Raw genomic sequence first — 23255 nt, 5'->3', positions numbered from 1 at the left:
GCTTCTTCTGATGGCCCAGGTCCCCGCGGAGCTGAGTCGCACGCCCCGCCGCAGTATCCCGCCGCCGTGCCTTACTGTGCCGCCAGGCCGTGCCAGGCCTTGCCAGGCCCGCCCGGCCTCGCCCGGCTCGCCCCCGCGTCGCCCGGCCGCGCTTGGCCCCGGTTGGCCTTGCCCGGCCCGCTTGGCCCCGCTGCGCTGCAGAAGCACATCGAGGAGCCCAAGCAGGCCCGCCGTCTGACCCGAGGAAGGCCGGCCGACCCTGGCCTGCCCGGTCTTGCCAGGCCCCGCTCGGTCTTGCCAGGCCTCGCCCCGGTCTTGCCAGGCCCGCCTGGCCCACCCGGTCTTGCCCGGCCCGCCCGGCTTGCCCGGGCCCGCCCAGCTTGCCCGCCCGGCTTGCCCGGCCTTGCCGGGCTCGCCCAGCTTGCCAAGCCCAGCTCGCCCAGCCTCGCCAGGGCCGCCCAGCTTGCCCGGCCCTGGCCCGCCCGGTCTGCCAGGCCCGCCCGGCCTTGCCAGGCCCGCCCGGCCTTGCCAGGCCCGCCCGGTCTGCCAGGCCCGCCCGGCCTTGCCAGGCCCGCCCGGCCTTGCCAGGCCCGCTCGGCCTTGCCAAGCCCGCTCGGCCTTGCCAAGCCCGCCCGGCCTTGCCAAGCCCGCTCGGCCTTGCCAGACCGCTCAGCCTTGCCCGCCCGGCTTGCCAAGCCCGCCCAGCTTGCCAAGCCCAGCTTGCCAAGCCCAGCTTGCCAAGCCCAGCTCGCCCGGCCTTGCCAGGGCCGCCCGGCTTGCCCGGCCGCCCTGCCTTACGAGGTCAGCTTCGCTCGCCCGGCGTCCTACCGGGCTACCTCGGGCCCTACCCCAGGCCAGCTCGGCCCTACTGGGTCAGGCCCCACCAGGCGGCCAGCCCCGGGCACACCAGGCAACCCGACGGCTCTCTAAGGCCTCGCAAGGAGCCATGCGAGGCTTCGCAGGGGCCGAGCACTGCGACGCTGCAGCCCTTAGAACCCCGCCGAGACGTCCACCCGGCGCCCCTCCCGACTCTCCCGATACCCGGGCCCCTGACCGTCACGCTCCAACCACCCAAGCGGCAGCCACCGCAGCGAACTCCCCCCGAACGCAAAGCGCCAACACAGCAAAACGGCCACACCCCAACACGAGGGCGTGGCCGTTCCGTCAGAGCAAACTGTCAGCTGCTGCGATACCCAGCGTTCCGGTAGTCCTCCTGCTGGGCGCCGCCATCTCGGCTGAAGTCCCAGCCCCCGGCCGCCTCGCGACCTGGCCGGCCGCCGATCGCGTACCCGCCGATCTCCTGGCCGCGCCGCCAGCCCCGGAAGTACCCCGTGGTGTGCGCCGCGATGCTTGCCGCGTCGCGGACGATGCGCAGCGGGCGCTCTTCGCGCAGCGGCGAACCCGGAACCAGGTTGGCCTGCGGAACCCGCTTCGGCAGGCCCGCCGACGTCTCGGCCGCCACCGACGGCGTCGCGGCCTTTTCCGCCGCGCGCCAGCCCGTGTCGGATGGGTTCGTCCAGTCCAGGTTGGTTGAGGCTTCCTCGTCGTGACCCGTGAACCAGGCCGACCGGGCCGCCGCGAAGATCAGCAGGTCGCCGTCGCCTTCGGCCGGGACCGGGGGTGACGTGCTGCGGTCCAGGGCGGTCAGGGTGGTGCGGCGGGCTGCTGCTCGGCCGTTGCGGCCGCCGCGGTCGTCGACCAGGCGCAGCGGGGGCGGCTCGGTGATCGCTGTCACGTCGGCCGGGGTGTTGGTCAGGCCGTTGAGCACCGACTCCACCAGGCGCAGGGACGGCGGCTCCTTGGGCATGTCCTGCCACGGCGGGCGGACCCGGCCGTCCGACGGCGGGCTGCTCACCGCGGCCGGCGGCGGCGTGGCCGCTGCCTCGTCGCTGTTGTTCAGCAGCGGCCAGTTCGCGCGGGAGCCCGGCTCCGGGGTCTCCTGCGTCGAGCGCTGGGCCGGCATCGGCAGCGAGTAGTCCGTCGCGCCGTTCGGGGCCGGCTGTCCGTTGCGGGTGTTGGCCCGGGGCGGGATGACCGTGCGCTGGCGTTCGGCGCGGGCGCTGCTCATGGCCGCGTTGGTCAGGGTCGGGCGGAACGGCTGGCCGCTGTCCGCCGGCGGCACCGACGACGGGCGCGAGCCCGGGACGATCGGCGTCATGCCCGGCGGGGGCGGCGGCACCGAGACGGGCCGGCTGGCCGGGCCCGGATCGGGGGTACGGCTGGGCAGGCCCGACGCGGCGGCCGGAGCAACCGGCGGCGGGGTGACCGGACGTGGCGCGAGCGGCGGTGGCATGACCGGCTCGGGCGCGACGGGCGGGCTGGTCAGCGGGCGCGGCATCGCGGGAGCGTGGCTCGCCGCGGCCGGCTCGGGACGGTTGCGGCGGCCCAGCCGGGTGCCGGTCTCCGCCGGACGCAGGCGGGTGCCCGTGTCGGCCGCGGCGGCGGGGCGGGGCATCCGGGTGCCGGTGTCCACCGGACGGGGCAGGCGGGTGCCGGTGTCCGTCGGGCGGGGCATGCGGGTGCCGGTCTCGGTGGAGCGCTGGTTCTCGGCGGCGCGCCGGGAGCCGGCCTGGCGGCGGCCGGGGCTGCCGCTCAGCGACTGCGGGGTCACGCGGGCGACGAGGGTGCCGACCATGGCCTCGCAGGCGGAGTCGCAGGACCGGACAGCGCCGATCGCGTGCCGCACGGTGTCGGCTGCGGCCGACGACAGAGACTTGTTGATCCCGCCGCGGCGGGGGGACTCGCTGATCGCCACGACGAGCGCGGTGACGGCGGCGACGACCTGGTCGTCGGTGCCGGCGCCGGCGCGGGTCAGCTCCGCTGCCACGTCTTCGGCGACCTGGTCACTGTCGTGACCGCGGCCGGTGAGGCGGCCGGGCTCCGGGAGCGCGTCCAGCACGGCGAGGGCCAGCGGATGGGCCGGATCCGGGTACGCCCGCAGCGCCGCCGGATACAGCTCGCGCAGCACCTCGCGCAGCGAGGTGGCAGCCGCGTGCCGGCCGTTGAGCATCGCGACGTGGGCAGCGAGCACCGGCTTGTAGCTGACCAGCTCGCGGGGCGCCGGGATGGTGGCTGCCGTGAGGGCTCCGGCCTGCAGCGCGCGGGCGAGACCCACGGCGCGACGGGCCGCCGGTGAGGCCGACATCTCCTCGGGGGAGTCGTCGTCGGCGAACCGTTCGGCGAAGTCGTCGGCTGAGTCGTCGTCGGCGACGGCGAGGGGACGGCCGGCTGCGGTCAGCAGCGACGTGACCATGTGGTCGTCGCTGTCGGCGGCGACCGCGGCGTCCGCGAAGCCACTCGTCCGTTCCACGAGCAGCGTGCCGAGCTGGGCATAGCCCCCCGGGTCGTCGCTGATCTCGTGAACGCCGAGCAGCCTTCCCGTGTCGTCCACCACGGCGATGGTCAGTTGCGAGCCGGCCGAGGCCGTCCGCACCGTCTCATCAGCCGACGCCAGACCGCAGTACACGCGCACGAGCGCCACGGCGTCGTCCTCCTCCCCGGGAGTGCTGTATTCGGCCAAGGACTGATGGTCCCTGTTGAGGGGTCAGTCGCGCCAGTCCACAGCGGCAGAGATCTTGCCGATAATCGAGCGCCAACCCAGACTCGCCTGTTGCGCCCCGATTTTACGCAGCTTGCGCCGTCCGAAGAAACCGCCCATTCCGCCACTCTCGGCCGACCGGAGAGACTCGTCCAGGTCGTCGAGCGGCGATCCCGGCGCCAGGGCCAGGATCACGGGCTTGAGGCGCAGGGCGTGGCCCAGGTCCCGGGCCACCTCGCCGGCGGCGATGAGCAGCGGCAGATCCCACGTGTCGTGACCACCGCGCAGGTTCTCCACCACGAGGTCCAGCTCGTAGCGGTCGTCCTGCGCCGGGTCGATGTCGCTCGACTGTACCCGTTCCACGACGGTCGGCCACGTCTCGAGCTGGGCCAGGTCGTGCGGTGCACCCGAACGAATGAAGGAGACCAGCGACTCCGGGGTCTTGAAAGTGAGCAGCTTGCCGCGGTGGCTCAGGAAGATCGGGACCTCTTCGTCCTCCTCCTCGGCCTCAGCGGCCTCTTCCGGCTCGTCGGCGAAGTCGGCCGGGTCGGGCTCGGCCACGACCTCGCCGTCCTCGGTGGTGACCGTGCCGTCGGACTTGCGCTCCGACTTCGTGCCCGCGTCACCCTCGGCGACCAGCGCGGCGAACTCGTCGTCGACGATGACGCCGTCCTCCTCGGCAGCGCGGGCCGCGGCCGCACGCTCCCGGGCGTCGAACGGGTCGTCCTCGTCGGTCTCGATCTCGGTCGGCGTGAGCTCCGAGGCGAGCCGGTACGCCCGCAGCGTCAGCCCCACGCCGCCCGGCATGGCGATCTCGACGGGCGAGATTCGTACCTCATCCCACAGCTCACGGCCGGAGAGCCCGTCCTTGACGACGGCCTTCTCCTCCTTGACCGTCGAGCCCTCTTCGGGCGACTGGCTGGTCACGGTGACCTCCGGGTTGGTTCAAGCGAGCTGTTCGGACGGGTGAGTCTGGGCACACACCTTAGTGTGCGCTCCTGAAAGGAGACCGACCGAGGTCAGAAACCCTTCGGATGCCAGACCGTCTTGGTCTCCAGCAGCGCCGTCATCGGCCGCAGTCCCGGATCGGCGGTGAAGTCGGGCGTGTCGGCCGGCGGGCGGACGACCCGCTTGAGGCTGCCGGCCGCGGACCGCTCCAGCTCGGTGGCGAGCTCGGGATCGGCCACACCGGTGAGGTCGAGCGCGTTGACGTCGTCGTGCGAGGCGAGCCACGGCGCGGTCTCGGCGGCGTGCCCGGTGAGAATGTTCACCACTCCGCCCGGGACGTCGGAGGTGGCCAGCACCTCGGCGAGGGTGACGGCGACCTGCGGCGTGGCGGTGAGCACCACGACCGTGTTCCCGGTGACGATCGCCGGTGCGATGACGCTGACCAGCCCGAGGAACGAGGCCGGGGCGACCACGCCGACCACACCGGTGGGCTCCGGCGCGGAGATGTTGAAGTACGGGCCGGCGACCGGGTTGGCGCTGCCGTGCACCTGGGCGATCTTGTCGGACCAGCCCGCGTACCAGACCCAGCGGTCGACGGCCGCGTCCAGCTCGCCGGCCGCGACGCCCAGCGCGAGGAACTCGTCGCGCCGCGCCTCGACCATCTCGGCGATCCGGTAGAGCACCTGCCCGCGGTTGTAGGCGGTGGCGGCGGCCCACTTCGTCTGCGCCTTGCGGGCCGCCACGACGGCGTCGCGGGCGTCCTTGCGGGAGGCGAGGGCCACGTTGTCGCCGTCCACGAGATAGGTCCGTCCTGATTCGCTGCGCGGGAAAGCCCCGCCGATGTACAGCTTGTAGGTCTTGCGCACCGCGAGCCGACCGCGCCGGTCGCTCTCGGCCGGGGAAGCCGACCGCTCGGCCTTGGCGGCCTTGGCGGGGGACGGGGACTTAGGCAAGGTACGCCTCCAGGCCGTGCCGGCCGCCCTCGCGGCCGTAACCGGATTCCTTGTAGCCGCCGAACGGCGACGTCGGGTCGAACTTGTTGAACGTGTTGGCCCAGACCACGCCGGCCCGGAGCTTGTCGGCCATCGCCAGGATCAATGAGCCCTTCTCGGTCCAGATGCCGGCCGACAGACCGTACGGTGTGTTGTTGGCCTTTTCGATCGCCTCGTCCGGCGTGCGGAAGGTCAGCACCGACAGCACCGGTCCGAAGATCTCCTCGCGGGCGATCCGGTGCGCCTGGGTGACGCCGGTGAAGATCGTCGGGGCGAACCAGAAGCCCTGGGCCGGCAGCTCGCACGGCGGTGACCACCGTTCGGCCCCTTCGGCGGCGCCGACGTCGGAGAGCTCGCGGATGCGGGCCAGCTGCGCGGCCGAGTTGATCGCGCCGACGTCGGTGTTCTTGTCCAGCGGATCACCGACCCGCAGCGTCGCCATCCGGCGTTTGAGGGCGGTGAGCACCTCGTCGTACGCGGACTCCTGGACCAGCAGCCGCGACCCGGCGCAGCAGACGTGCCCCTGGTTGAAGAAGATGCCGTTGACGATGCCTTCGACCGCCTGGTCGATGGGCGCGTCGTCGAAGACGATGTTGGCCGCCTTGCCGCCCAGCTCGAGGGTCAGGCGCTTGCTGGTGCCGGCGACGGACCGGGCGATCTGCCGGCCGACCTCGGTGGAGCCGGTGAAGGCGACCTTGTCGACGCCGGGGTGCTCGACCAGGGTGCGGCCGGTCTCGCCGGCGCCGGTGATGATGTTGACGACGCCCGGCGGCAGGTCGGCCTGCTGGCAGATGTCGGCGAAGAAGAGCGCGGACAACGGGGTGGTCTCGGCCGGCTTGAGCACGACCGTGTTGCCCGCCGCCAGGGCGGGCGCGATCTTCCAGGCCAGCATCAGCAGCGGGAAGTTCCACGGGATGACCTGTGCGGCGACGCCCAGCGGCCGGGGGTCGGAGCCGTGGCCCGCGTACTTGAGCTTGTCGGCCCAGCCCGCGTAGTAGAAGAAGTGCGCGGCGACCAGGGGCACGTCGACGTCGCGGGATTCGCGGATCGGCTTGCCGTTGTCCAGGGACTCCAGCACGGCCAGCTCACGGGAGCGTTCCTGGATGATGCGGGCGATCCGGAAGAGGTACTTGGCGCGTTCGGCGCCGGGCAGGGCCGACCAGGGACCGAAGGCCCGGCGGGCGGCGGCGACGGCCCGGTCGACGTCCTCGGCGCCGGCCGAGGCGACCTCGGCGAGGACCTCCTCGGAGGCCGGGTTGACGGTCTTGAAGACCCCGCCGGAGGACGAGGCGGGCCCGAAGGCGCCGTCGATGAACAGGCCGTAGGAGGGTGCGATGTCGACGACGGAGCGGGACTCCGGCGCCGGGGCGTACTCAAGGAAAGACATGGCCTCAGTCCAGCGTGAAGTAGTCCGGGCCGGCGTAGTGGCCGGTCGTGAGCTTGGTCCGCTGCATCAGCAGGTCGTTGAGCAACGAGGAGGCGCCGAAGCGGAACCAGTCCGGGTCGAGCCAGTCGTCGCCGACCGTCTCGTTGATCAGCACCAGGTACTTGATGGCGTCCTTGGTGGTGCGGATGCCGCCGGCGGGCTTGACGCCGACCTGGCGCCCGGTCTGGGCCCGGAAGTCCCGGACCGCCTCGAGCATGACCAAGGTCACCGGCAGCGTCGCGGCCACGGGCACCTTGCCGGTGGAGGTCTTGATGAAGTCGGCGCCGGCCAGCATCGCCAGCCAGGAGGCGCGGCGCACGTTGTCGTACGTCCCCAGCTCGCCGGTCTCCAGGATCACCTTGAGGTGTGCGGACCCACAGGCTTCCTTGACCGCGACGATCTCGTCGTACACGAAGTCGTAGCGACCGGACAGGAACGCGCCCCGGCTGATCACCATGTCGATCTCGTCGGCGCCGCCGGCGACGGCGTCGCGGGTGTCGGCCAGCTTGACGTCGAGCGGGGCCTGCCCGGACGGGAACGCCGTGGCCACACTGGCCAGGTGCACGCCGGAGCCGGCCAGCACCTCGGCCGCGACCGGGACCATCGCCGGGTAGACGCAGATGGCGGCCACGCTGGGGCAGGTGGGGTCCGAGGGGTCGGGACGCAGCGCCTTGGCCGACAGGGCCCGGACCTTGCCGGGGGTGTCGGCGCCCTCGAGGGTGGTCAGGTCGACCATCCGGATGGCCAGGTCGATCGCCGCCGCCTTGGCGGTGGTCTTCACCGACCGGGTGCCCAGGGCGGCCGCCCGCGCCTCGACGCCGACCTTGTCCACCCCGGGCAGTCCGTGCAGGAAAGATCGGAGGTTGAAGGCGGAACCGGACACAGTGCCACCGAAGGGCGGCTCCGCCGCACTGCCAGAAGAACCGGACAAGTGAGGCAGCCTCGACGTCGCTGTCGCAGTCATGAGAGGGATTCTACGCGGCCCACCGACAGTTGATCTTGAGGAACCCCGGTAGGTTGATCGGCGTGGACGTACTCGTCGTTGATCATCCGTTGGCCCAGTCCCGGCTCACCGTCATGCGTGACGCGCAGAGCGACTCCGGAGCCTTCCGCGCCGCCCTGCACGAACTGACCACCATGGTCGTGTACGAGGCCGCCCGCACCTTCGCCGTCGAGCAGTTCCCGATCAGCACCCCGGTGGCGCCGACCCAGGGCACCCGGCTGGCCAACCCGCCGCTGATCGTGCCGGTGCTGCGGGCCGGCCTGGGCATGGCCGACGCCGCCCTGGCGCTGCTGCCCGAGTCGTCGATGGGCTTCGTGGGCCTGGCCCGCGACGAGGCCACCTACGAGCCGCGCGCGTACATGGAGTCGCTGCCGGGCGACCTCGCCGGGCTGCCCGTGCTCGTGCTCGACCCGATGCTCGCCACCGGCGGCTCGCTGGTGCACTGCTGCCAGCTGCTGGTCGACCGGGGCTGTACCGACGTCATCGTCTGCTGCGTGCTCGCCGCGCCGGAGGGCATCGAGCGGCTGCGCACCTCCGGTCTGCCGCTGCGGCTGGTCACCGCCTCGATCGACGAGGGCCTCAACGAGAAGATGTACATCGTCCCCGGCCTCGGTGACGCGGGCGACCGCCAGTTCGGCGGCATGCCGCGGTTCTGAGGGGATGAAATCCTGGTGAACGTCGCTGGTAGCGCCGCGTGGGGGACGGATCACAGCCCGAGACATACAGTGCCGATTTCCCGAACGAACTGCGAAACAGCTCACGGAAAGTGACAAGCGGCGGGCGTTTCTGGTAGCCCTATGGCACGTCAGTGATGGTTGCGGCCGATGCGTACGGTAGGCGATCTCACGTCTCGGTAAGGTACTGTTCCGGCCGCCAAGCGCCGTGCCGGTGCCGTCGAGCCACGTCACATGCTCACTCCCGGCGTTGCATCAGCCACGTGTACACAGGAGGACCGCCCATGTCTGGGCCGCAGGACGCCATTCCGCCCGCTCGTCCGGTCATCGGTGAGGCCGAGATCGAGGCCGCCGTTCGTGTCCTGCGCAGCGGCATGGTCGTGCAGGGTCCCGAGGTCGCCGCCTTCGAAGCCGAGTTCGGCGAGGTCGTCGGCGGCCGGCACTGCGTGGCCGTCAACTCCGGCACGTCGGCGCTGCAGCTCTCGCTGATGGCGCTGGGCTTCGGCCCGGGCGACGAGATCATCGTCCCGTCGTTCTCGTTCGCCGCCAGCGCGAACGCGGTCCGCCTGGTCGGCGCCACCCCGGTGTTCGCCGACATCGAGGCCGGCAGCTTCTGCCTGGACCCGGACGCCGTCGCCGCCGCGATCACCCCGCGCACCGTCGCGATCATGCCGGTCCACCTGTACGGCCACCCGGCCGCGATGGACCGCATCATGCAGATCGCCGAGCAGCACAGCCTCGCCGTGGTGGAGGACGCCGCCCAGGCGCACGCCGCGGCCCTCGACGGCAAGCCCGTCGGCAGCTTCGGAGCGGCCGGGTGCTTCAGCTTCTACCCGACCAAGAACATGCACTCCCTCGAGGGCGGCATGATCAGCACCGGGGACGCCCAGCTCGCCCGCACCCTGCGCCTGCTGCGCAACCAGGGCATGGAGGCGCGCTACCAGAACGAGATCGTCGGCGCCAACATGCGGATGACCGACGTGGCCGCCGCGATCGGCCGCGTCCAGCTCGGACAGCTCGAGGCCTGGACGGAGAAGCGCCGCGCCAACGCCGCGTACTTCGACGCCAACCTCACCGGTGTGACGGTGCCGCCGGTGGCCGCGGGCGCCCGCCACGTCTACCACCAGTACACGGTCCGGGTGCAGGGTGACCGGGACGCGTTCCAGGCCGGGCTCAAGGAGCTGGGCATCGGCAACGCCGTCTACTACCCGACGCCGATCCACGAGCTGCGCCCGTACCTGAACGAGGACGGCCAGGTCGGCGACTGGAAGCTGCCGGAGACCGACCGCGCGGCCCGCGAGGTCGTGTCGCTGCCGGTGTTCCCGAGCCTGACCCAGGAGCAGCTCGACCGCATCGTCGAGGGCGTCAACACCGTGGCGGCGAAGGCATGAGCGCGCCGAGCGGACTCCGCGCGGGCCTGATCGGCCTCGGCGCGATGGGGCGCAACCACGCCCGCGTGCTCAACCTGCTGGACGGCGTGCAGCTCGTCGGCGTGCTCGACCCGGCGCCGAACGCGGTGGCGCCGCACGGCGTGCCGGTCGTGGCCGACCTGGAGCAGCTCCTCGCGCTCCAGCTCGACTACGCGGTCATCGCCTGCCCGACCGCCCTGCACGAGGAGATCGGGCTGCGGCTGGCCGAGGCCGGCGTGCACGCTCTGATCGAGAAGCCGCTGGCCCCGTCGGTCGAGGCGGCCGGCAAGCTGGTCGAGGCGTTCGAGAGCCGTGGCCTGGTCGGTGCCGTCGGTCACATCGAGCGGTACAACCCGTCGCTGCAGAGCCTGCGCACCCGGCTCGAGGCCGGCGAGCTCGGCGACATCTACCAGGTCGTCACCCGGCGCCAGGGCCCGTTCCCGGGCCGGATCGCCGACGTCGGCGTGGTCATGGACCTGGCCACCCACGACATCGACCTCACCGCCTGGGTGACCGGGCACGAGTATCTGGACGTCTCCGCGCGCACCGTGTCGCGCAGCGGCCGCCCGCACGAGGACATGGTCTCCGCCGTGGCCTCGCTGGGCGACGGCCTGATGGCCAACCACCTGGTGAACTGGCTCAGCCCGTTCAAGGAGCGGTCCACGGTCATCACCGGCGCCAAGGGCAGCTTCGTCGCCGACACGCTGACCGCCGACCTCACCTTCTACGCCAACGGCGCGGTGGACACCGAGTGGGAGGCCCTGCGGGCGTTCCGCGGGGTGGCCGAGGGCGACATGGTCCGGTACGCGATCCCGAAGCGGGAGCCGCTGCTGGTCGAGCACGAGCGCTTCCGTGACGCCGTGGAGGGCAAGGACAGCGACATCGTCACGCTGCGCCAGGGCATGCGTACGGTCGAGGTCGCGGAGGCTGTGCTCCGCTCGGCCACCAGCGGCACGACGGTCGTGATCCCCGCGAAGCGGGCGTGATGTCCGGCCCCGTCGCCGTCGTCACGCCCTGGTATCCCAGCTCCCAGCTGCCGTTCCGCGGTGCGTTCGTCCAGGCCATGACCGAGGCGACCGCACCCGGCACGACGTCGTTCACCGTGTACCACTGCGACAGCTGGGTGGCGCGGCTCTCCGCGGGGCAGGACGCCGAGATCACCGCGGCGTTCCGCGCGTTGATGCCGGCGGCGGGTGCTCCCAGCAAGACGGTCGGCGGGGCCGATCTCGTCACTGTGCCGGTGCCCATGCCGCGGGCGCTGCCGTTCGCGGAGCAGGCCCGGCGCGCCGCCGACGCGCTCAAGATCGCGCTCGGCGGCCGGCCGCTCGACGCCGAGGTCGTGCACGCGCACGTCGGCCTGCTCGGCGGCCTGCCGGCCCTGCGCAACATGCGGCCCGGCAGCCGGCTGTTCGTCACCGAGCACGCCACGTTCCTGGACCGGATGCTCGCCGAGCCGGACGGCCACGCCGGCTACGCCGAGGTGCTGGCGGCCTGCGAGGCCTTCTTCGTGGTCGGCGATGAGCTGCGCGAGCAGCTCACGACGGCCTTCCCCGAGCACGCGGACAAGCTGCGGCCGATCGCCAACCCGATCGACTTCGCCACCCCCCGCGCCGAGCCGGTGAAGACGCTGCACCGCTGGCTGTTCGTCGGCGGCCTGATCGAGCGCAAGGGTGTCACCTGGTTGCTCGAGGCGTTCGCCGCCTGCCGCCGGCAGGAGCCGGCCCTCACCCTGACTCTGGTGGGCGAGGGTGAGTTGCGTGGCCGGCTGGCCGAGCGGGCCGAGGAGCTGGGCGTGGCCGAGGCGGTGACCTTCGCCGGCGCACTGTCGCCCGTGGAGGCCCTGAGCCTCATGCGGGAGCACGACGTGCTCGTGCACCCGAGCCGCTACGAGACCTTCGGCGTCGTCGTCATCGAGGCGGCCGCGGCCGGTATGCCGGTGATCGTCACCCGCTGCGGCGGCCCCGAGCAGACCCTGGCCGGCATCGAGTCCGACGCCGGGCAGCTGATCGAGGTCGAAGAGGACAGCGCGGCCATCGTGGCCGGGTACGAGCAGCTGCGGGACCGGTACCCCGACGGCATGGACCTGGACCGGGCCCGCCGCGTCCTGGCCGACCGCTTCGGCTACCAGGCGGTGGCCCGTCAGCACCACGAGGCCTGGTTCGCCCCGCAGTCCCGGCCCTGAGCCTGATCCGACCGACGGCATTCTGGAGCATCATGCGAGTTCTTTTCCTTGCCCTGGGTGCCAACCGGCGGCTGGCCGTGACCGAGGAGACTCGCACGCTGGCGGCGGCGGGTGAACGTCCCGTCGTGCTGGTCGACAAGGCGGAGGCCTGGTCCGACGACGAGTTCGCCGCCGGAGTGGAGCTGGTCGAGCTGGCCCGGCTGGGCCGTGAGCACTGGCCGCTCGCCGCCGAGCGTCTCGTCCTCGACCGGGCGCCGAAGTCCCTGCTGCGGCGCGTCGGGGGCCGCCGCGGCAAGCGGCTGGTGTCGGCGTACGACCGGCGCATCGGCCGCCCGCTGCACCGGCGGGTTTTCCTGCCCCTGTACGGTCGGCTGTGGCGAGACGCCGGAGACCGCCCCCTGGCCGAGTTCAGCCGCCGGTGGGGACGGTTCGACGCGCTCGTGGTGACGGACCCGCAGTCGTTCCCGGTCGCCCAGCGCCTCGCCACGGACGGGCGCCACCGACCGCGTATCGCCTTCCGTATCGACCAGGTGACCAGCCCAGGGCATCAAGGGGAAACCGTGGACCATGAGGACAAGGTATGACCGCTAGCGAACGGCGTCCTCGCCTGCTCTATCTCGCCTTCTATTTCCCCCCGTCGCGGGCCAGCGGTGTCTACCGGGCCCGGGCGACGGCGAACCACTTCGCGCGCGCCGGCTGGGACGTCACGGTCTTCGCCGCGCCGCTGGGATTCCTCTACGACGTGATCGGCTCCACCGACGAGAAGCTGCTGGACACCGTCGACCCGCGGATCACCGTCGAGCGGCCCGAGCTGGACACCTTCCGGTGGGAGCACGAGCTGCAGAACATGAGCTGGTTCCGCGGCACGATGCCCACGGTGTCCAAGAAGTTCTTCGAGTGGCGCGAGGCCAAGCAGTTCCCCGAGCAGTACGTCTCCTGGGCCCGTTCGTCGGTCACCAAGGCCCTCAAGCTGCACCGGCGGGAGAAGTTCGACGCGGTGCTGGCCACCGGCAACCCGTTCTCCGCCTTCGCCGCGGGCTGGGCGATCGGCAAGCTGGCCAAGATCCCGTACGTGATCGACTACCGCGACTCCTGGACCCTCGACCTGTTCAAGGACGAGCCCGCGTACCCGCCGGAGCATCCGACGTGGAAGTGGGAGCGCCGGGTGATCGGCAAGTCCGCGGCGACGGTCTTCGTCAACAACGCCCTGCGTGACTGGCACGCCGACCGCTATCCGCAGGCGGCCGACCGGATGATGGTCGTGCCGAACGGCTGGGACCCGGACCTGCTCGAGCTGCCCTCGGCCGAGTCGGTGGAGACGACCGCTCCGCAGCGTCCGCTGAAGTTCGGCTACCTCGGCACGGTGACCACGCACCAGCCGGTGGAGGAGATGGCGGAGGCCTTCCGGATCGCCCGCACGCACCCGGATCTGGCCGGGTCCGAGCTCAACATCTTCGGTCACCTGGGCTTCTTCAAGCACAGCCACTCGAGCTTCCTGCCCCGGCTGGGCCTGGACGCCGCGGGCCAGGTCGATCCGGCCACGGACGCCGGTCTGCGGCTGCGAGGGCCGGTGTCCAAGACCGAGGTGTCCTCGGTCTACGCCGACAGCGACGTGCTGGTGTTCCTGGCCGCCGGTGGGCGGTACGTCACCTCGGGCAAGATCTTCGAGTACATGGCCACCGGCCGGCCGATCGTCTCGGTGCACGCGCCGGACATCGCGGCCCGTGAGGTGCTCGAGGGTTATCCGTTGTGGTTCCACGCCGACAGCCTCGATCCCGAGAAGCTGGCGCAGTCCTTCATCGAGGCCGGTCAGGCGGCTCGGGAGGCCGGCCCGGAGGTGCGCGAGGCCGCCCGCCGGCACGCCGACACCTTCCAGCGGGACACGCTGCTGGAGCCGCTGGAGACCCGGATGCGCGCCTTCGTCCGACCGTCGACCGTTCAGGAGTTGTCGTCGTGAGCACGCCAGCTGACCCGGTGACCCGGCCCCGCGTCGTCGTCCTCGCCCTCAGCTACAAGCTGACCACCCGGGTCCGGTCCTACGTGCAGGACCTGGTGGACGCCGGGGTGGACATCGACCTGCTCGTGGCCGAGAACAGCAGCACGGAGGAGGCCGCCCTCGATCCGCGGGTGCGCGTCCACCGGGTGTTCGAGGTCGAGGCGACCGACGTGCCGATCCGGCGGATCGAGCGGGGTGTCCTGTTCACCCTGCCGGCCAAGGCGTTCGGCAAGGCGCGGTCGATGACCGTCGGCCGGCCGGCGCTGAAGAAGGTGGACGCCGGCCTGGCGCTCACCCGGCGGGCCCAGTCCCGGGTGTCCAAGGGTATCCACAAGAAGATGTTCTGGCCGACGTTCAAGGTCATGCGCCCGCTGATCCTGTCCCGCCGGGGGCAGCAGCGGCTCGCCCAGCTGGACCTGGCCCGGGCCGACCGGATCGTGGCCGCCGACCAGCCGTCGGTGCCGCTGGCCTGGCGGCTGTCGCGGCGTTACCCGGGGGTCCGTACGACGACGGCCCTCGACCGCAAGCCCTACGTCGGCGACAAGTAGCGAAACGCCAAAAAGGCCCCCCGCGCCGAGCGGGGGGCCTTTTTCGTGGGTCAGCGAGCGGCGAAACGCTCGGCCAGCACTTCGACGACCCGCTTCGCCGCGGCGCCGTCGCCGTACGGGGTGCCCCGCTCGGCCTGCGGGGCGGGACGGGTGGCCAGCGTGGTCCAGGTGTCGCCGAGCTCGGCCGGGTCCGTCACGAGGTGGTTCCAGCCGTCCTCGAGCGTCTCGACCCATTCGGTCTCGGTGCGCAGGGTCGTGCACGGCCGGCCCAGGAGGTAGGCCTCCTTCTGCAGGCCGCCCGAGTCGGTGACCACACCGGCGGAGCCGAGCACAGCGGCCACCATCGACGCGTACGGCAGGGGCGTGCCGACGTGCACCGCGCCCTGCTGCAGCTTCAGGCCCTGCGCCTCGGCCCGGGCCACCAGCCGCGGGTGGGCCAGCAGCGCCACCGGCACGGGCAGCTCGGCCAGGGCACCCAGCAGCTGCGACAGCCGCCGCGGATCGTCGGTGTTCTCCGCGCGGTGCAGGGTGGCCAGCAGGTACGGCTGGGCGGGGTCGATGCCGTCGGGCAGCGCCGGGGCGGGGTGCCGGCCGGCCAGCACGTCGTCGCGGACGCGGTAGCAGACGTCGACCATCACGTCGCCGACCAGCTCGGCCCGGTCACCCAGGCCCTCGGAACGCAGGTGGCGGACCGCTTCCTCGGTCGGGGCGAGCAGCAGGTCGGCCGCGTGGTCGGTGAGCACCCGGTTGTGCTCCTCCGGCATCCGGCGGTTGAACGAGCGCAGCCCGGCCTCCAGGTGCGCCACCGGGATGTGCATCTTGACCGCGGCGACGGCGCCGGCCAGCGTCGAGTTGGTGTCGCCGTAGACCAGCACCCAGTCCGGCTTCTCCAGCTCCAGCACCGGGTCCATGGCGCTGAGCACCGCGCCGGTCTGCACGCCGTGGCTGCCCGAGCCGACCCCCAGGTGCACGTCCGGGTCGGGGATGCCGAGCCCGGTGAAGAACACGTCCGACAGGTTGACGTCGTAGTGCTGTCCGGTGTGGACGATCACGTGCTGGTGGTCGGTGCCGGCGAAGGCCTGCGCGATGGGTGCCAGCTTCACCAGTTGTGGCCGGGCGCCGACAATGCTCAATACCTTCATCGCAGTCTTCTCCGTGGAGTCAGGAAACCGGCTGGTCGAGTTCGCCGGCCCACCCTACAGGGCGGCCGGGGTCAGGCTTCCGGGCCGGGACGACCGCCGGGGACGCCCCGCTTACGCCAGATGCGGACCAGTCCGACCGGCACGCTGACGATGCCCCGGGTGGGCCGGCGCGCGCCCTGCACGACCGTGGTGCCGACCCGGAACGGGGTCGAGGCGCGCAGGTCGGCGATGTCGTTGCGGGCCCGGGCGAGCCGGCTCTCGGCCTTGGCGATGGTGGCGTCGCGGGCCGCGACCTCCTTCTCCAGCTGCCGGATGCGCTGGTCCTGGGCCTTGATCCGGTCGGCCGCGTCGGCGAGCTTGCTGCGCAGCGGCCGGCTGAGCAGGTCCTGGAACACGTACTCACCGGTGAGCCGAAGCAGGGCGCGCAGGTCCGGGCTCTCTCCGTCGAGCACGACCGGCGTGTCCGTCAGGTGCGTGCGCAGCGGCGCGAGGCGGTCGACCCGCGCGGCCAGGACGGCGCAGTGCGCCCCGTGCCGCGAGACCTTGTCCAGCGGTACGACCTGGAGCACCTGGCAGCCCGCGGCGACCAGCTCGTCGAGCAGCCGGTGGTAGGGCAGGTCGGGCACCGGCCAGCCGAGCAGGAGCAGCGCGCGGCCGCCGACGGGGAGCTCCCGCAGCGCCGGGGCCACCGTCTCGACGTCGACGTGGGCTTCGGGCTTGGGACCCAGGAAGGCGGTCACCACGGTGCCGGCGTCCATCTTCTCGCCGTCGGGCACGTACGCCCGGTACGTCTCGGCCGGGGCCCGCAGCAGCTCGCGGAGTGCCTGGCCGTTCTCGCTCACCTCCACGACGGTCGTCACATCGCCGACGAGGGGAAGCAGTTCGTGAATGAGCATGTTGATGCCGATCCTCAGCCGATGCGGGTGAAGGTGTAGAGCCCGATGGGGCTACGCCGGAAGCGGTACGGCTCCCAGCCGTCGAAACGCATGCCGCAGGCGTCCAGCAACGGCAGGTACTTGTCCCGCCCGCGGACCACCTGATAGTTGCCGTACACGTGGTCGCCGTCCTGGCCCCAGTCGCCGATGACGAGCTTGCCGCCCAGCCGGACCAGCGAGGCCAGGTTGCGGGTGGAACGGGCCCATTCCGCGTCGTCCAGGATGTGGAAGAGCACGTCGACGGTGAAGACGACGTCGTACAGCCACGGCGTGCGCCAGCCCGAGAGCGTGGTCTGGTGGTATCGCGGGCCGCCGCCCAGCTCCCGGCAGTGCGCGATGGCCGCCTCGCTGCCGTCGATGCCGTCGACCTGGTGGCCGAACTTGGCCAGCTCCCGGCTGAAGTAGCCCTTGCCGCAGCCGGCGTCGAGCAGGTAGAGCGGCGCCACGGGATTGTTCTGCAGACCGACGCGGTCCATGAGCATGGTGAGTCGTCGCAGGTAGAACATATAGTTGGTCGCCTCGTCGAACGAGATGTCGCCGCCGGAGCGCAGATCGGTCTCCTGCTGGTGGCGCTCGTTCCAGTACTTCGAGGCTTCCGCGTCGGTGAGAAGCGTCATGACATGATCCACCTTCGCAGCGGGAGCAGGTGACGCGAACCTGCGCAGAGTAGTACCTCGGTGCGGGCCGCGGTCATCAACTTCGGAGAAAAGAGGCTGGATGTCGCGCCGGACCGTGGTCTACCTCGCGCTCGGCAGCCGGCGGATCAACGCAGCGCTACGGCTGAGCGCCCAGGCGGCCGCCGGTGGTGCCGCGGTGACGCTGGTCGTGCTCGACGGACCGGCCTGGTCCGCTGTCGAGCCACCGCCCGGAGTGGAGCTGCGCCGGTTGCCCGACCGGCGCGCTGTCGCGGCGTTGTTGGCGGGCCGCGCCCTGCCGGCGGGTGCCGCCGTGGTGGCCGGCGATGTGCCGGCACTGGTCGCGGCCTGGAGCGTGGGACGCCGGCGGCGTGACGTCACGGTCACCGTCGAGCCGGACGCCGAGCGTGGCCGCCGGCCGCAGCCGGCCGACCTCGCCGTCGTGACCCCGTGGTATCCGGGCCCGAACGACGACTTCGCCGGCGCCTTCGTCCGGGCCACCACCGACGCGGTGCGTTCCGGTGTGGGCACGGTCTCGACGCTGCACAGTGAGGGCTGGTTCTATCCGCGCGCCGAGGCGTCGCCGGACGCGGTCGACGCGGTCACCGACCGGCTGGCCGCGCGGGCCGGGCTGGTCGTCGTCCGGGACACGCCGCAGGGCGAGCTGTGCCGGGTGGCGGTGCCGAGCCTGACCACCGGTGGCTACCCGCAGTGGATCGACGCCCACGTACGCGCCGTACGCGCCGCGCTGCCGACCGGCCGGATCGAGGCGCCGGTGGTGCACGCCCACACCGGTCTCTACGGAGGTGCCGTGGCGGCCGCGCTGGCCCGGCCGGAAGCCCGTGTCGTGGTCACCGAGCACGCCACGTTCCTCCCGCGGGTGCTGGGCAAGGCCGGCGTGCGCAGCCGGTACGCCGCCATGCTCAACCGGGCCGACGTGGTGCTGTGCGTGGGTGGCAGCCTCCGCGACTACCTGGGCGCCGAGTTCCCCCAGCACGCCGCCAAGTTCCAGGTCGTGCCCAACCCGATCGACTTCGCCGGCTTCGCGGTCCGCCCCGAGCCCGTGACCGAGCTGAAGAGGTGGCTCTACGTCGGGCGGCTGATCGAGCACAAGGGCGTACGGGTCCTGCTGGAGGCCTTTGCGATCGCCGCGGCCGCGGATCCGTCCCGGACGCTGACCATGGTCGGGTCCGGCCCGCTGACCGAGGAGCTCGGTCGCCGCGCGGCCGAACTGGGGCTGGCCGACCGGGTCCGGCTGCTGGCCCCGGTGCGGCCGGATCAGGTCGCCGCGCTCATGCACGATCACGACCTGCTGGTCCACCTGAGCAGCAAGGAGACGTTCGGCATGACCGTCGTCGAAGCGGTCGCCACCGGGCTGCCGGTGCTGGTGGCCGCCAGCGACGGACCGCGGGAGACCATGGCGGGCCTGTCCGGCGTCGCCGGCCGGCTGGTCGAGGTGGACTGCCCGCCGGAGCGCGTGGCCGAGGCGTTCGAGGAGCTGGTCAAGGAGCTGCCGCAGCTTGATCTCGTGGCCGCCCGGGAGGCCCTGCGGGAGCGGTACGGCACCACGGCCGTCGCCGCCCAGCTGCAACGGTGGTACCAGGAGCCGATCACCGCAGTCACCGAGCCGGCCTTCACGCCCGGCGACCGGATCGTCGTGCTCGTCACCGACGCCACCGCCGCCGCGCGGGTGCGTGCGGCGCTGCCGCGTGCGGTCGCCGCCGGGGCGCAGGTCGACGTGCTGACCACGGTGGACGGCATCACGGAGGGCGCCGGGGTCACCGTGCACCGCTTACGGGCCGGCGCCGGTCTTGAGCGCATCCGGCATGCCGAGGATGTCGTTGTCCGGAAGGCGCCGGGAAAAGTCGTCGACGGTCTGCTGAACGTGGCCCGCCGACGGCCGGAACCGGGCTGGGAGGTGCTGCTGCGCCGGGCCCGCCGGCTGCATCGCCGCGGTGCGCGCAAAGCGGAGGCCGTCCTCATCGGTCCCCGGTGGGCGCGCAAGCGTTCCGACGCGCTCTGGTCGGAGCTGCGCGGCGAGCTGCTGCCGGGTCTGGACCTGGCGCGGACGCGCTACGTGGTGGCCGCCGGGCCGGTCGCCCGGGAGCTGGCCGGCCGCCTCGTCGCGGGTCACCCCGGCGTGGTCGTCACCGGGTCCCTCGATCAGGTGCCCGGCAGCGGTACGGGGCCGGGAAAGTAACCGATCGGCATAATGCTGGAAACGCCTGCTTAGCGAAGAGGTTCCAGCGGTACGGGCGAGCGGGGGTGTCATAGACTCCCGTCGTCTTTCAGACTTGAGTCGCCGGGGAGGCGCGTAGTGGGTGGGCCCGACGTCAGTGTTGTGGTGGCCGTGTACAACACGATGCCGTACCTGACGGAGTGTCTGCGTTCGCTGGTCGACCAGAGCATCGGGATCGACCGGCTGGAGATCCTCACCATCGACGACGGGTCCACCGACGGCAGCGGCGCCGAGCTGGACCGCTGGGCGGCGGAGTATCCGGGCACCTTCAAGGTGCTGCACCAGGAGAATTCCGGCGGTCCGGCGGGCCCGAGCAACCGCGGCCTGGACCTGGCCACCGGCCGGTACGTCTTCTTTCTGGGCGCCGACGACTACCTCGGCACCGAGGCGCTGCAACGGCTGGTCACCGCGGCCGACGAGCTGGAGGCCGACATCGTGCTGGGCCGCCTGGTCGGCGCCGGCGGCCGGGTGGTGAACCAGGCCGTCTTCGCCCCGGGCAACCGCGACGACATCACGCTGGTCAACTCGGCGCTGCCCTGGGCGCTGTCCAACACCAAGCTGTTCCGCCGCTCCCTGCTGGAGGAGCACCACATCCGCTATCCGGAGGAGCTGCGCTCCGGCAGTGACCAGCCGTTCACCATCCGCGCGGTGATGGCGGCCCGGCGGATCGCGGTCCGCGCCGACTACGAGTTCTACTACGCGGTGCGGCGCACGGACTCCAGCAACATCACGTACCGCACCTCGCTGTCCGGCTTCGTGCAGGACGCCGCGCTGATCATGGACACGGTCGCCGACGTCATCACCGACCCGGAGGCCCGCGACGCGGTGCTGCGCCGGCACTTCACGTGGGAGCTCGGCAAGCTGCTGGGCAAGCGTTTCCTCGAGGCGGACCAGGAGGAACGGGTCCGCGTGCAGGAGGGTGTCCGCAAGCTGGCGGACACGTACCTGACCGAGGAGATCCGGGCCGGCCTGGACGTGCGGCACCGGATCCCGCTCAGCGTCGCCCAGTACGGCACGGTCCAGGATCTGCTGACCGTCGCGAAGCACTTCGCCGAGCACGGCCTGTCACCGGTGGTCGCCGAGGGTGAGCGCTACTACCTGAACTTCCCCGGCTTCCGGGACCCGGCCCTCGGCTTCCCCGACGAGTGGTTCGACGCGACCTCGCACGTCCGCCAGCTCGTCCACCAGACCGGCCCGGCCGACGTGCGCTGGGGCCGGACCCCGGACGGCCGGCGGGCCCTGCTGGTCGGCTGGCACACCTCCCTGCCCAACCTGAACAGCGGCGACGGCCCGGCCCCGCAGGTGACGGCGGGTGACCTCCCGGCCACCCTCACCGAGTCCGCCAACGACGACGACGGCGGCACCCGGGTCCTGGGCTATCTGACGATCGACGACATCGTCGCCGGGCAGACCAAGCGGCGGCAGCGGCGGCGCGTGCGCTTCAGCTGGACCACCCGCGGCGAGTCGTACAGTCTTCCGGTGACCGCGTTCGACCTCTCGCGGGCGACGCGTATCCTCCATCGGCGTGGCCTCCGTTTTCACCTCGTCGGCGCCGAGCTCGACGAGAAGGCCAGGCTGCACGTCGTGAGCACCACCGTCACCCCCCGCCGGATCGCCGGCCGTCTCGCGCGCCGGCTTCGCCCCAAGCGCTGACCCGCGCCAAGGAGGATGTACCCCAGCATGAAGATCTGTGTCGTCGCCCTGGGCAAGATCGGGCTGCCGCTCGCCGTCCAGTTCGCGTCCAAGGGGCACACCGTGATCGGGGCGGACGTCTCCGAGCCGACGGTGCGCACCGTCAACGACGGCCTGGTGCCCTTCCCGGGTGAGGCCGACCTCGATGTCAAGCTCAAGCAGGCGGTCAACGCCGGTCTGCTGACGGCCACCACCGACACCGCGGCCGCCGTGGCCGAGGCCGAGGCCGTGGTCGTGGTGGTGCCGCTGTTCGTCGACGGCGAGGGCGTGCCGGACTTCGGCTGGATGGAGTCCGCCACCCGCGACATCGCCCGTGGCCTGCGCCCCGGCACCCTGGTCAGCTACGAGACCACCCTGCCGGTCGGCACCACCCGCACCCGCTGGGCGCCGCTGCTGGAGCAGGGCTCCGGCCTGGTCGCCGGGCGCGACTTCCACCTGGTCTTCAGCCCCGAGCGGGTGCTCACCGGCCGGGTCTTCGCCGACCTGCGCAAGTACCCGAAGCTGGTCGGCGGCGTGGACGCCGCGTCGGCGCAGCGCGGTGTCGAGTTCTACGAGGCCGTGCTCGACTTCGACGACCGGCCCGACCTGGACCGCCCGAACGGCGTCTGGGACCTCGGTTCGGCCGAGGCCGCCGAGCTGGCCAAGCTGGCCGAGACCACCTACCGGGACGTCAACATCGGGCTGGCCAACCAGTTCGCCCGGTACGCCGACACCATCGACGTCGATGTCAACCTGGTCATCGACGCCTGCAACACCCAGCCGTACAGCCACATCCACCGGCCCGGGATCGCGGTCGGCGGGCACTGCATCCCGGTCTACCCGCGGCTCTACCTGTGGAACGACCCGTCGGCCACGGTGGTCCGCTCGGCCCGCGAGGCCAACGCGGCGATGCCGGCGTACGCGGTCGACCTGCTCGCCGCCGCGGTCGGTGACCTCGACGGGCTGGGCGTGCTGGTGCTCGGGGCCGCCTACCGGGGCGGGGTCAAGGAGACGGCGTTCTCCGGCGTCTTCCCGGCCGTGGAGGAGCTGCGCCGCCGCGGCGCGAAGCCGTACGTGTCCGACCCGATGTACTCCACCGCCGAGCTGACCGCCCTGGGTCTGCCGCCGTGGAACGGCGAGGAGCTGGGCGCGGCGGTCGTGCAGGCCGACCACGCCGAGTACCGCGGCCTCACCGCCGCGGACCTGCCCGGCGTCAAGGTGATCGTCGACGGCCGGCGCACCACCGACCCGGAGCGCCTCGAGGGCATCCGCCGGATCGTCATCGGCGGCTGACGTGTGGTCCCGGGGCGGCTCCGGCCGCCCCGGGCAACGTCCGGCCGGTCAGCCCCGCTCGATCTCGCGGCTGACGATCTCGCCGCTCTCGTCGACCCAGCCCTTGGGCCGGGCCGGGTTGCCGGCCACCAGCTGGTAGGGCTGGACGTCCTTGGTCACGACCGAGCCGGCCGCGATCATCGCGTACTCGCCGACCTCGATGCCGCAGATCAGCGTGGCGTTCGCGCCGATCGAGGCGCCCCGCCGGACCAGCGTCGGGGTGATCTTCCAGTCCGGGTTCTGCGCCCGCGGCCGCAGGTCGTTGGTGAAGACCGCGCACGGGCCGACGAAGACCTCGTCCTCGATCGTGACGCCCTGGTAGACCGAGACGTTGTTCTGAATCTTGACGCGGCTGCCCACGACGGCGTTGGCGTCGAGGTAGACGTTGCGCCCGATCACGCAGTCCTCGCCGACCACGGCGGACGAGCGGACGTGCGCGAGGTGCCAGACCTTGGTGCCGGCGCCGAGCGTGGCACCCTCCTCCACGTCCGCGGAGGGGTGCACGAACGGCGGCCGGGCGCCGGCGGCATCGGTGTCATTGTGGGTGTGATCCATCAGAGCAGTGTGAGCCCTGAGGAGCGCCCA

At 72.2% G+C, this 23255-nt stretch carries 19 protein-coding genes; 10 read left to right on the top strand and 9 right to left on the bottom strand.

The window, feature by feature from the left end; genetic code table 11:
- Nucleotides 1-1177: 1177 nt before the first annotated feature.
- From AB0C12_RS08010 to deoC, 5 genes are all read right to left on the bottom strand, one after another.
- Nucleotides 1178-3520, bottom strand: a complete 2343-nt coding sequence (locus tag AB0C12_RS08010) for a transposase (protein WP_360545438.1) — start codon at nt 3518-3520, stop codon at nt 1178-1180.
- Nucleotides 3521-3544: 24 nt separating this feature from the next.
- Nucleotides 3545-4384 carry a DNA primase gene (locus AB0C12_RS08005; RefSeq protein WP_360547058.1) on the bottom strand — a complete coding sequence of 280 codons (840 nt, stop codon included), beginning with the start codon at nt 4382-4384 and terminating at the stop codon, nt 3545-3547.
- A gap of 173 nt (nt 4385-4557) precedes the next feature.
- Nucleotides 4558-5352, bottom strand: a complete 795-nt coding sequence (locus AB0C12_RS08000) for an aldehyde dehydrogenase family protein (protein ID WP_360547056.1) — start codon at nt 5350-5352, stop codon at nt 4558-4560.
- A gap of 79 nt (nt 5353-5431) precedes the next feature.
- Complete coding sequence (locus AB0C12_RS07995; protein ID WP_360545436.1) at nt 5432-6865, bottom strand: aldehyde dehydrogenase family protein; 1434 nt, start codon at nt 6863-6865, stop codon at nt 5432-5434.
- A 4-nt stretch (nt 6866-6869) separates the two neighbouring features.
- Nucleotides 6870-7868, bottom strand: a complete 999-nt coding sequence (deoC, locus tag AB0C12_RS07990; RefSeq protein WP_360545434.1) for a deoxyribose-phosphate aldolase — start codon at nt 7866-7868, stop codon at nt 6870-6872.
- 62 nt (nt 7869-7930) lie between these two features.
- Between deoC and upp the strand changes: the two genes are divergently transcribed.
- The 7 genes from upp to AB0C12_RS07955 all read left to right on the top strand — a co-directional run bounded on the left by upp (nt 7931) and on the right by AB0C12_RS07955 (nt 14716).
- Nucleotides 7931-8563: a uracil phosphoribosyltransferase gene (upp, locus tag AB0C12_RS07985; RefSeq protein ID WP_360545432.1), complete on the top strand. Its 633-nt coding sequence runs from the start codon at nt 7931-7933 to the stop codon at nt 8561-8563.
- A 302-nt stretch (nt 8564-8865) separates the two neighbouring features.
- On the top strand, nt 8866-9972 hold the full coding sequence (locus AB0C12_RS07980; protein WP_360545430.1) for a DegT/DnrJ/EryC1/StrS family aminotransferase: 1107 nt from the start codon (nt 8866-8868) through the stop codon (nt 9970-9972).
- The gene (locus AB0C12_RS07975; protein WP_360545428.1) at nt 9969-10976 is read left to right on the top strand and encodes a Gfo/Idh/MocA family oxidoreductase; all 1008 of its coding nucleotides are present in this window, start codon (nt 9969-9971) and stop codon (nt 10974-10976) included. Before AB0C12_RS07980 ends, AB0C12_RS07975 begins: the two co-directional genes overlap by 4 nt.
- The gene (locus AB0C12_RS07970) at nt 10976-12172 is read left to right on the top strand and encodes a glycosyltransferase family 4 protein (protein ID WP_360545426.1); all 1197 of its coding nucleotides are present in this window, start codon (nt 10976-10978) and stop codon (nt 12170-12172) included. Before AB0C12_RS07975 ends, AB0C12_RS07970 begins: the two co-directional genes overlap by 1 nt.
- Before the next feature lie 32 nt (nt 12173-12204).
- Entirely contained in the window at nt 12205-12756 is a 552-nt protein-coding gene (locus AB0C12_RS07965; RefSeq protein WP_360545424.1) for a hypothetical protein, read from the top strand.
- On the top strand, nt 12753-14129 hold the full coding sequence (locus AB0C12_RS07960; RefSeq protein WP_360545422.1) for a glycosyltransferase: 1377 nt from the start codon (nt 12753-12755) through the stop codon (nt 14127-14129). Before AB0C12_RS07965 ends, AB0C12_RS07960 begins: the two co-directional genes overlap by 4 nt.
- Entirely contained in the window at nt 14126-14716 is a 591-nt protein-coding gene (locus AB0C12_RS07955; RefSeq protein ID WP_360545420.1) for a hypothetical protein, read from the top strand. Before AB0C12_RS07960 ends, AB0C12_RS07955 begins: the two co-directional genes overlap by 4 nt.
- A gap of 50 nt (nt 14717-14766) precedes the next feature.
- Here AB0C12_RS07955 and wecB read toward each other — a convergent pair whose 3' ends face one another.
- The 3 genes from wecB to AB0C12_RS07940 all read right to left on the bottom strand — a co-directional run bounded on the left by wecB (nt 14767) and on the right by AB0C12_RS07940 (nt 17410).
- A complete protein-coding gene (wecB, locus tag AB0C12_RS07950; protein WP_360545418.1) occupies nt 14767-15858 on the bottom strand; it encodes a UDP-N-acetylglucosamine 2-epimerase (non-hydrolyzing) in 1092 nt (363 codons plus the stop codon).
- 71 nt (nt 15859-15929) lie between these two features.
- Nucleotides 15930-16754, bottom strand: coding sequence for a hypothetical protein (locus AB0C12_RS07945; protein ID WP_360545416.1), 825 nt, complete (start codon nt 16752-16754; stop codon nt 15930-15932).
- A 14-nt stretch (nt 16755-16768) separates the two neighbouring features.
- Nucleotides 16769-17410: a class I SAM-dependent methyltransferase gene (locus AB0C12_RS07940; RefSeq protein WP_360545414.1), complete on the bottom strand. Its 642-nt coding sequence runs from the start codon at nt 17408-17410 to the stop codon at nt 16769-16771.
- Nucleotides 17411-17510: 100 nt separating this feature from the next.
- Between AB0C12_RS07940 and AB0C12_RS07935 the strand changes: the two genes are divergently transcribed.
- From AB0C12_RS07935 to AB0C12_RS07925, 3 genes are all read left to right on the top strand, one after another.
- On the top strand, nt 17511-19628 hold the full coding sequence (locus AB0C12_RS07935; RefSeq protein ID WP_360545412.1) for a glycosyltransferase family 4 protein: 2118 nt from the start codon (nt 17511-17513) through the stop codon (nt 19626-19628).
- 117 nt (nt 19629-19745) lie between these two features.
- Nucleotides 19746-21320 carry a glycosyltransferase gene (locus AB0C12_RS07930; RefSeq protein WP_360545410.1) on the top strand — a complete coding sequence of 525 codons (1575 nt, stop codon included), beginning with the start codon at nt 19746-19748 and terminating at the stop codon, nt 21318-21320.
- A gap of 27 nt (nt 21321-21347) precedes the next feature.
- A complete protein-coding gene (locus AB0C12_RS07925; RefSeq protein ID WP_360545408.1) occupies nt 21348-22631 on the top strand; it encodes a nucleotide sugar dehydrogenase in 1284 nt (427 codons plus the stop codon).
- 48 nt (nt 22632-22679) lie between these two features.
- On the opposite strand, the gene AB0C12_RS07920 is transcribed toward AB0C12_RS07925, so the two are convergent.
- The gene (locus AB0C12_RS07920) at nt 22680-23225 is read right to left on the bottom strand and encodes an acyltransferase (protein ID WP_360545406.1); all 546 of its coding nucleotides are present in this window, start codon (nt 23223-23225) and stop codon (nt 22680-22682) included.
- Between the last annotated feature and the right edge of the window lie 30 nt (nt 23226-23255).

The organism is Actinoplanes sp. NPDC048967, from assembly GCF_040649415.1.
Classification (GTDB): Bacteria; Actinomycetota; Actinomycetes; order Mycobacteriales; family Micromonosporaceae; genus Actinoplanes.
This window is presented reverse-complemented; position numbering and strand designations above follow the sequence as displayed.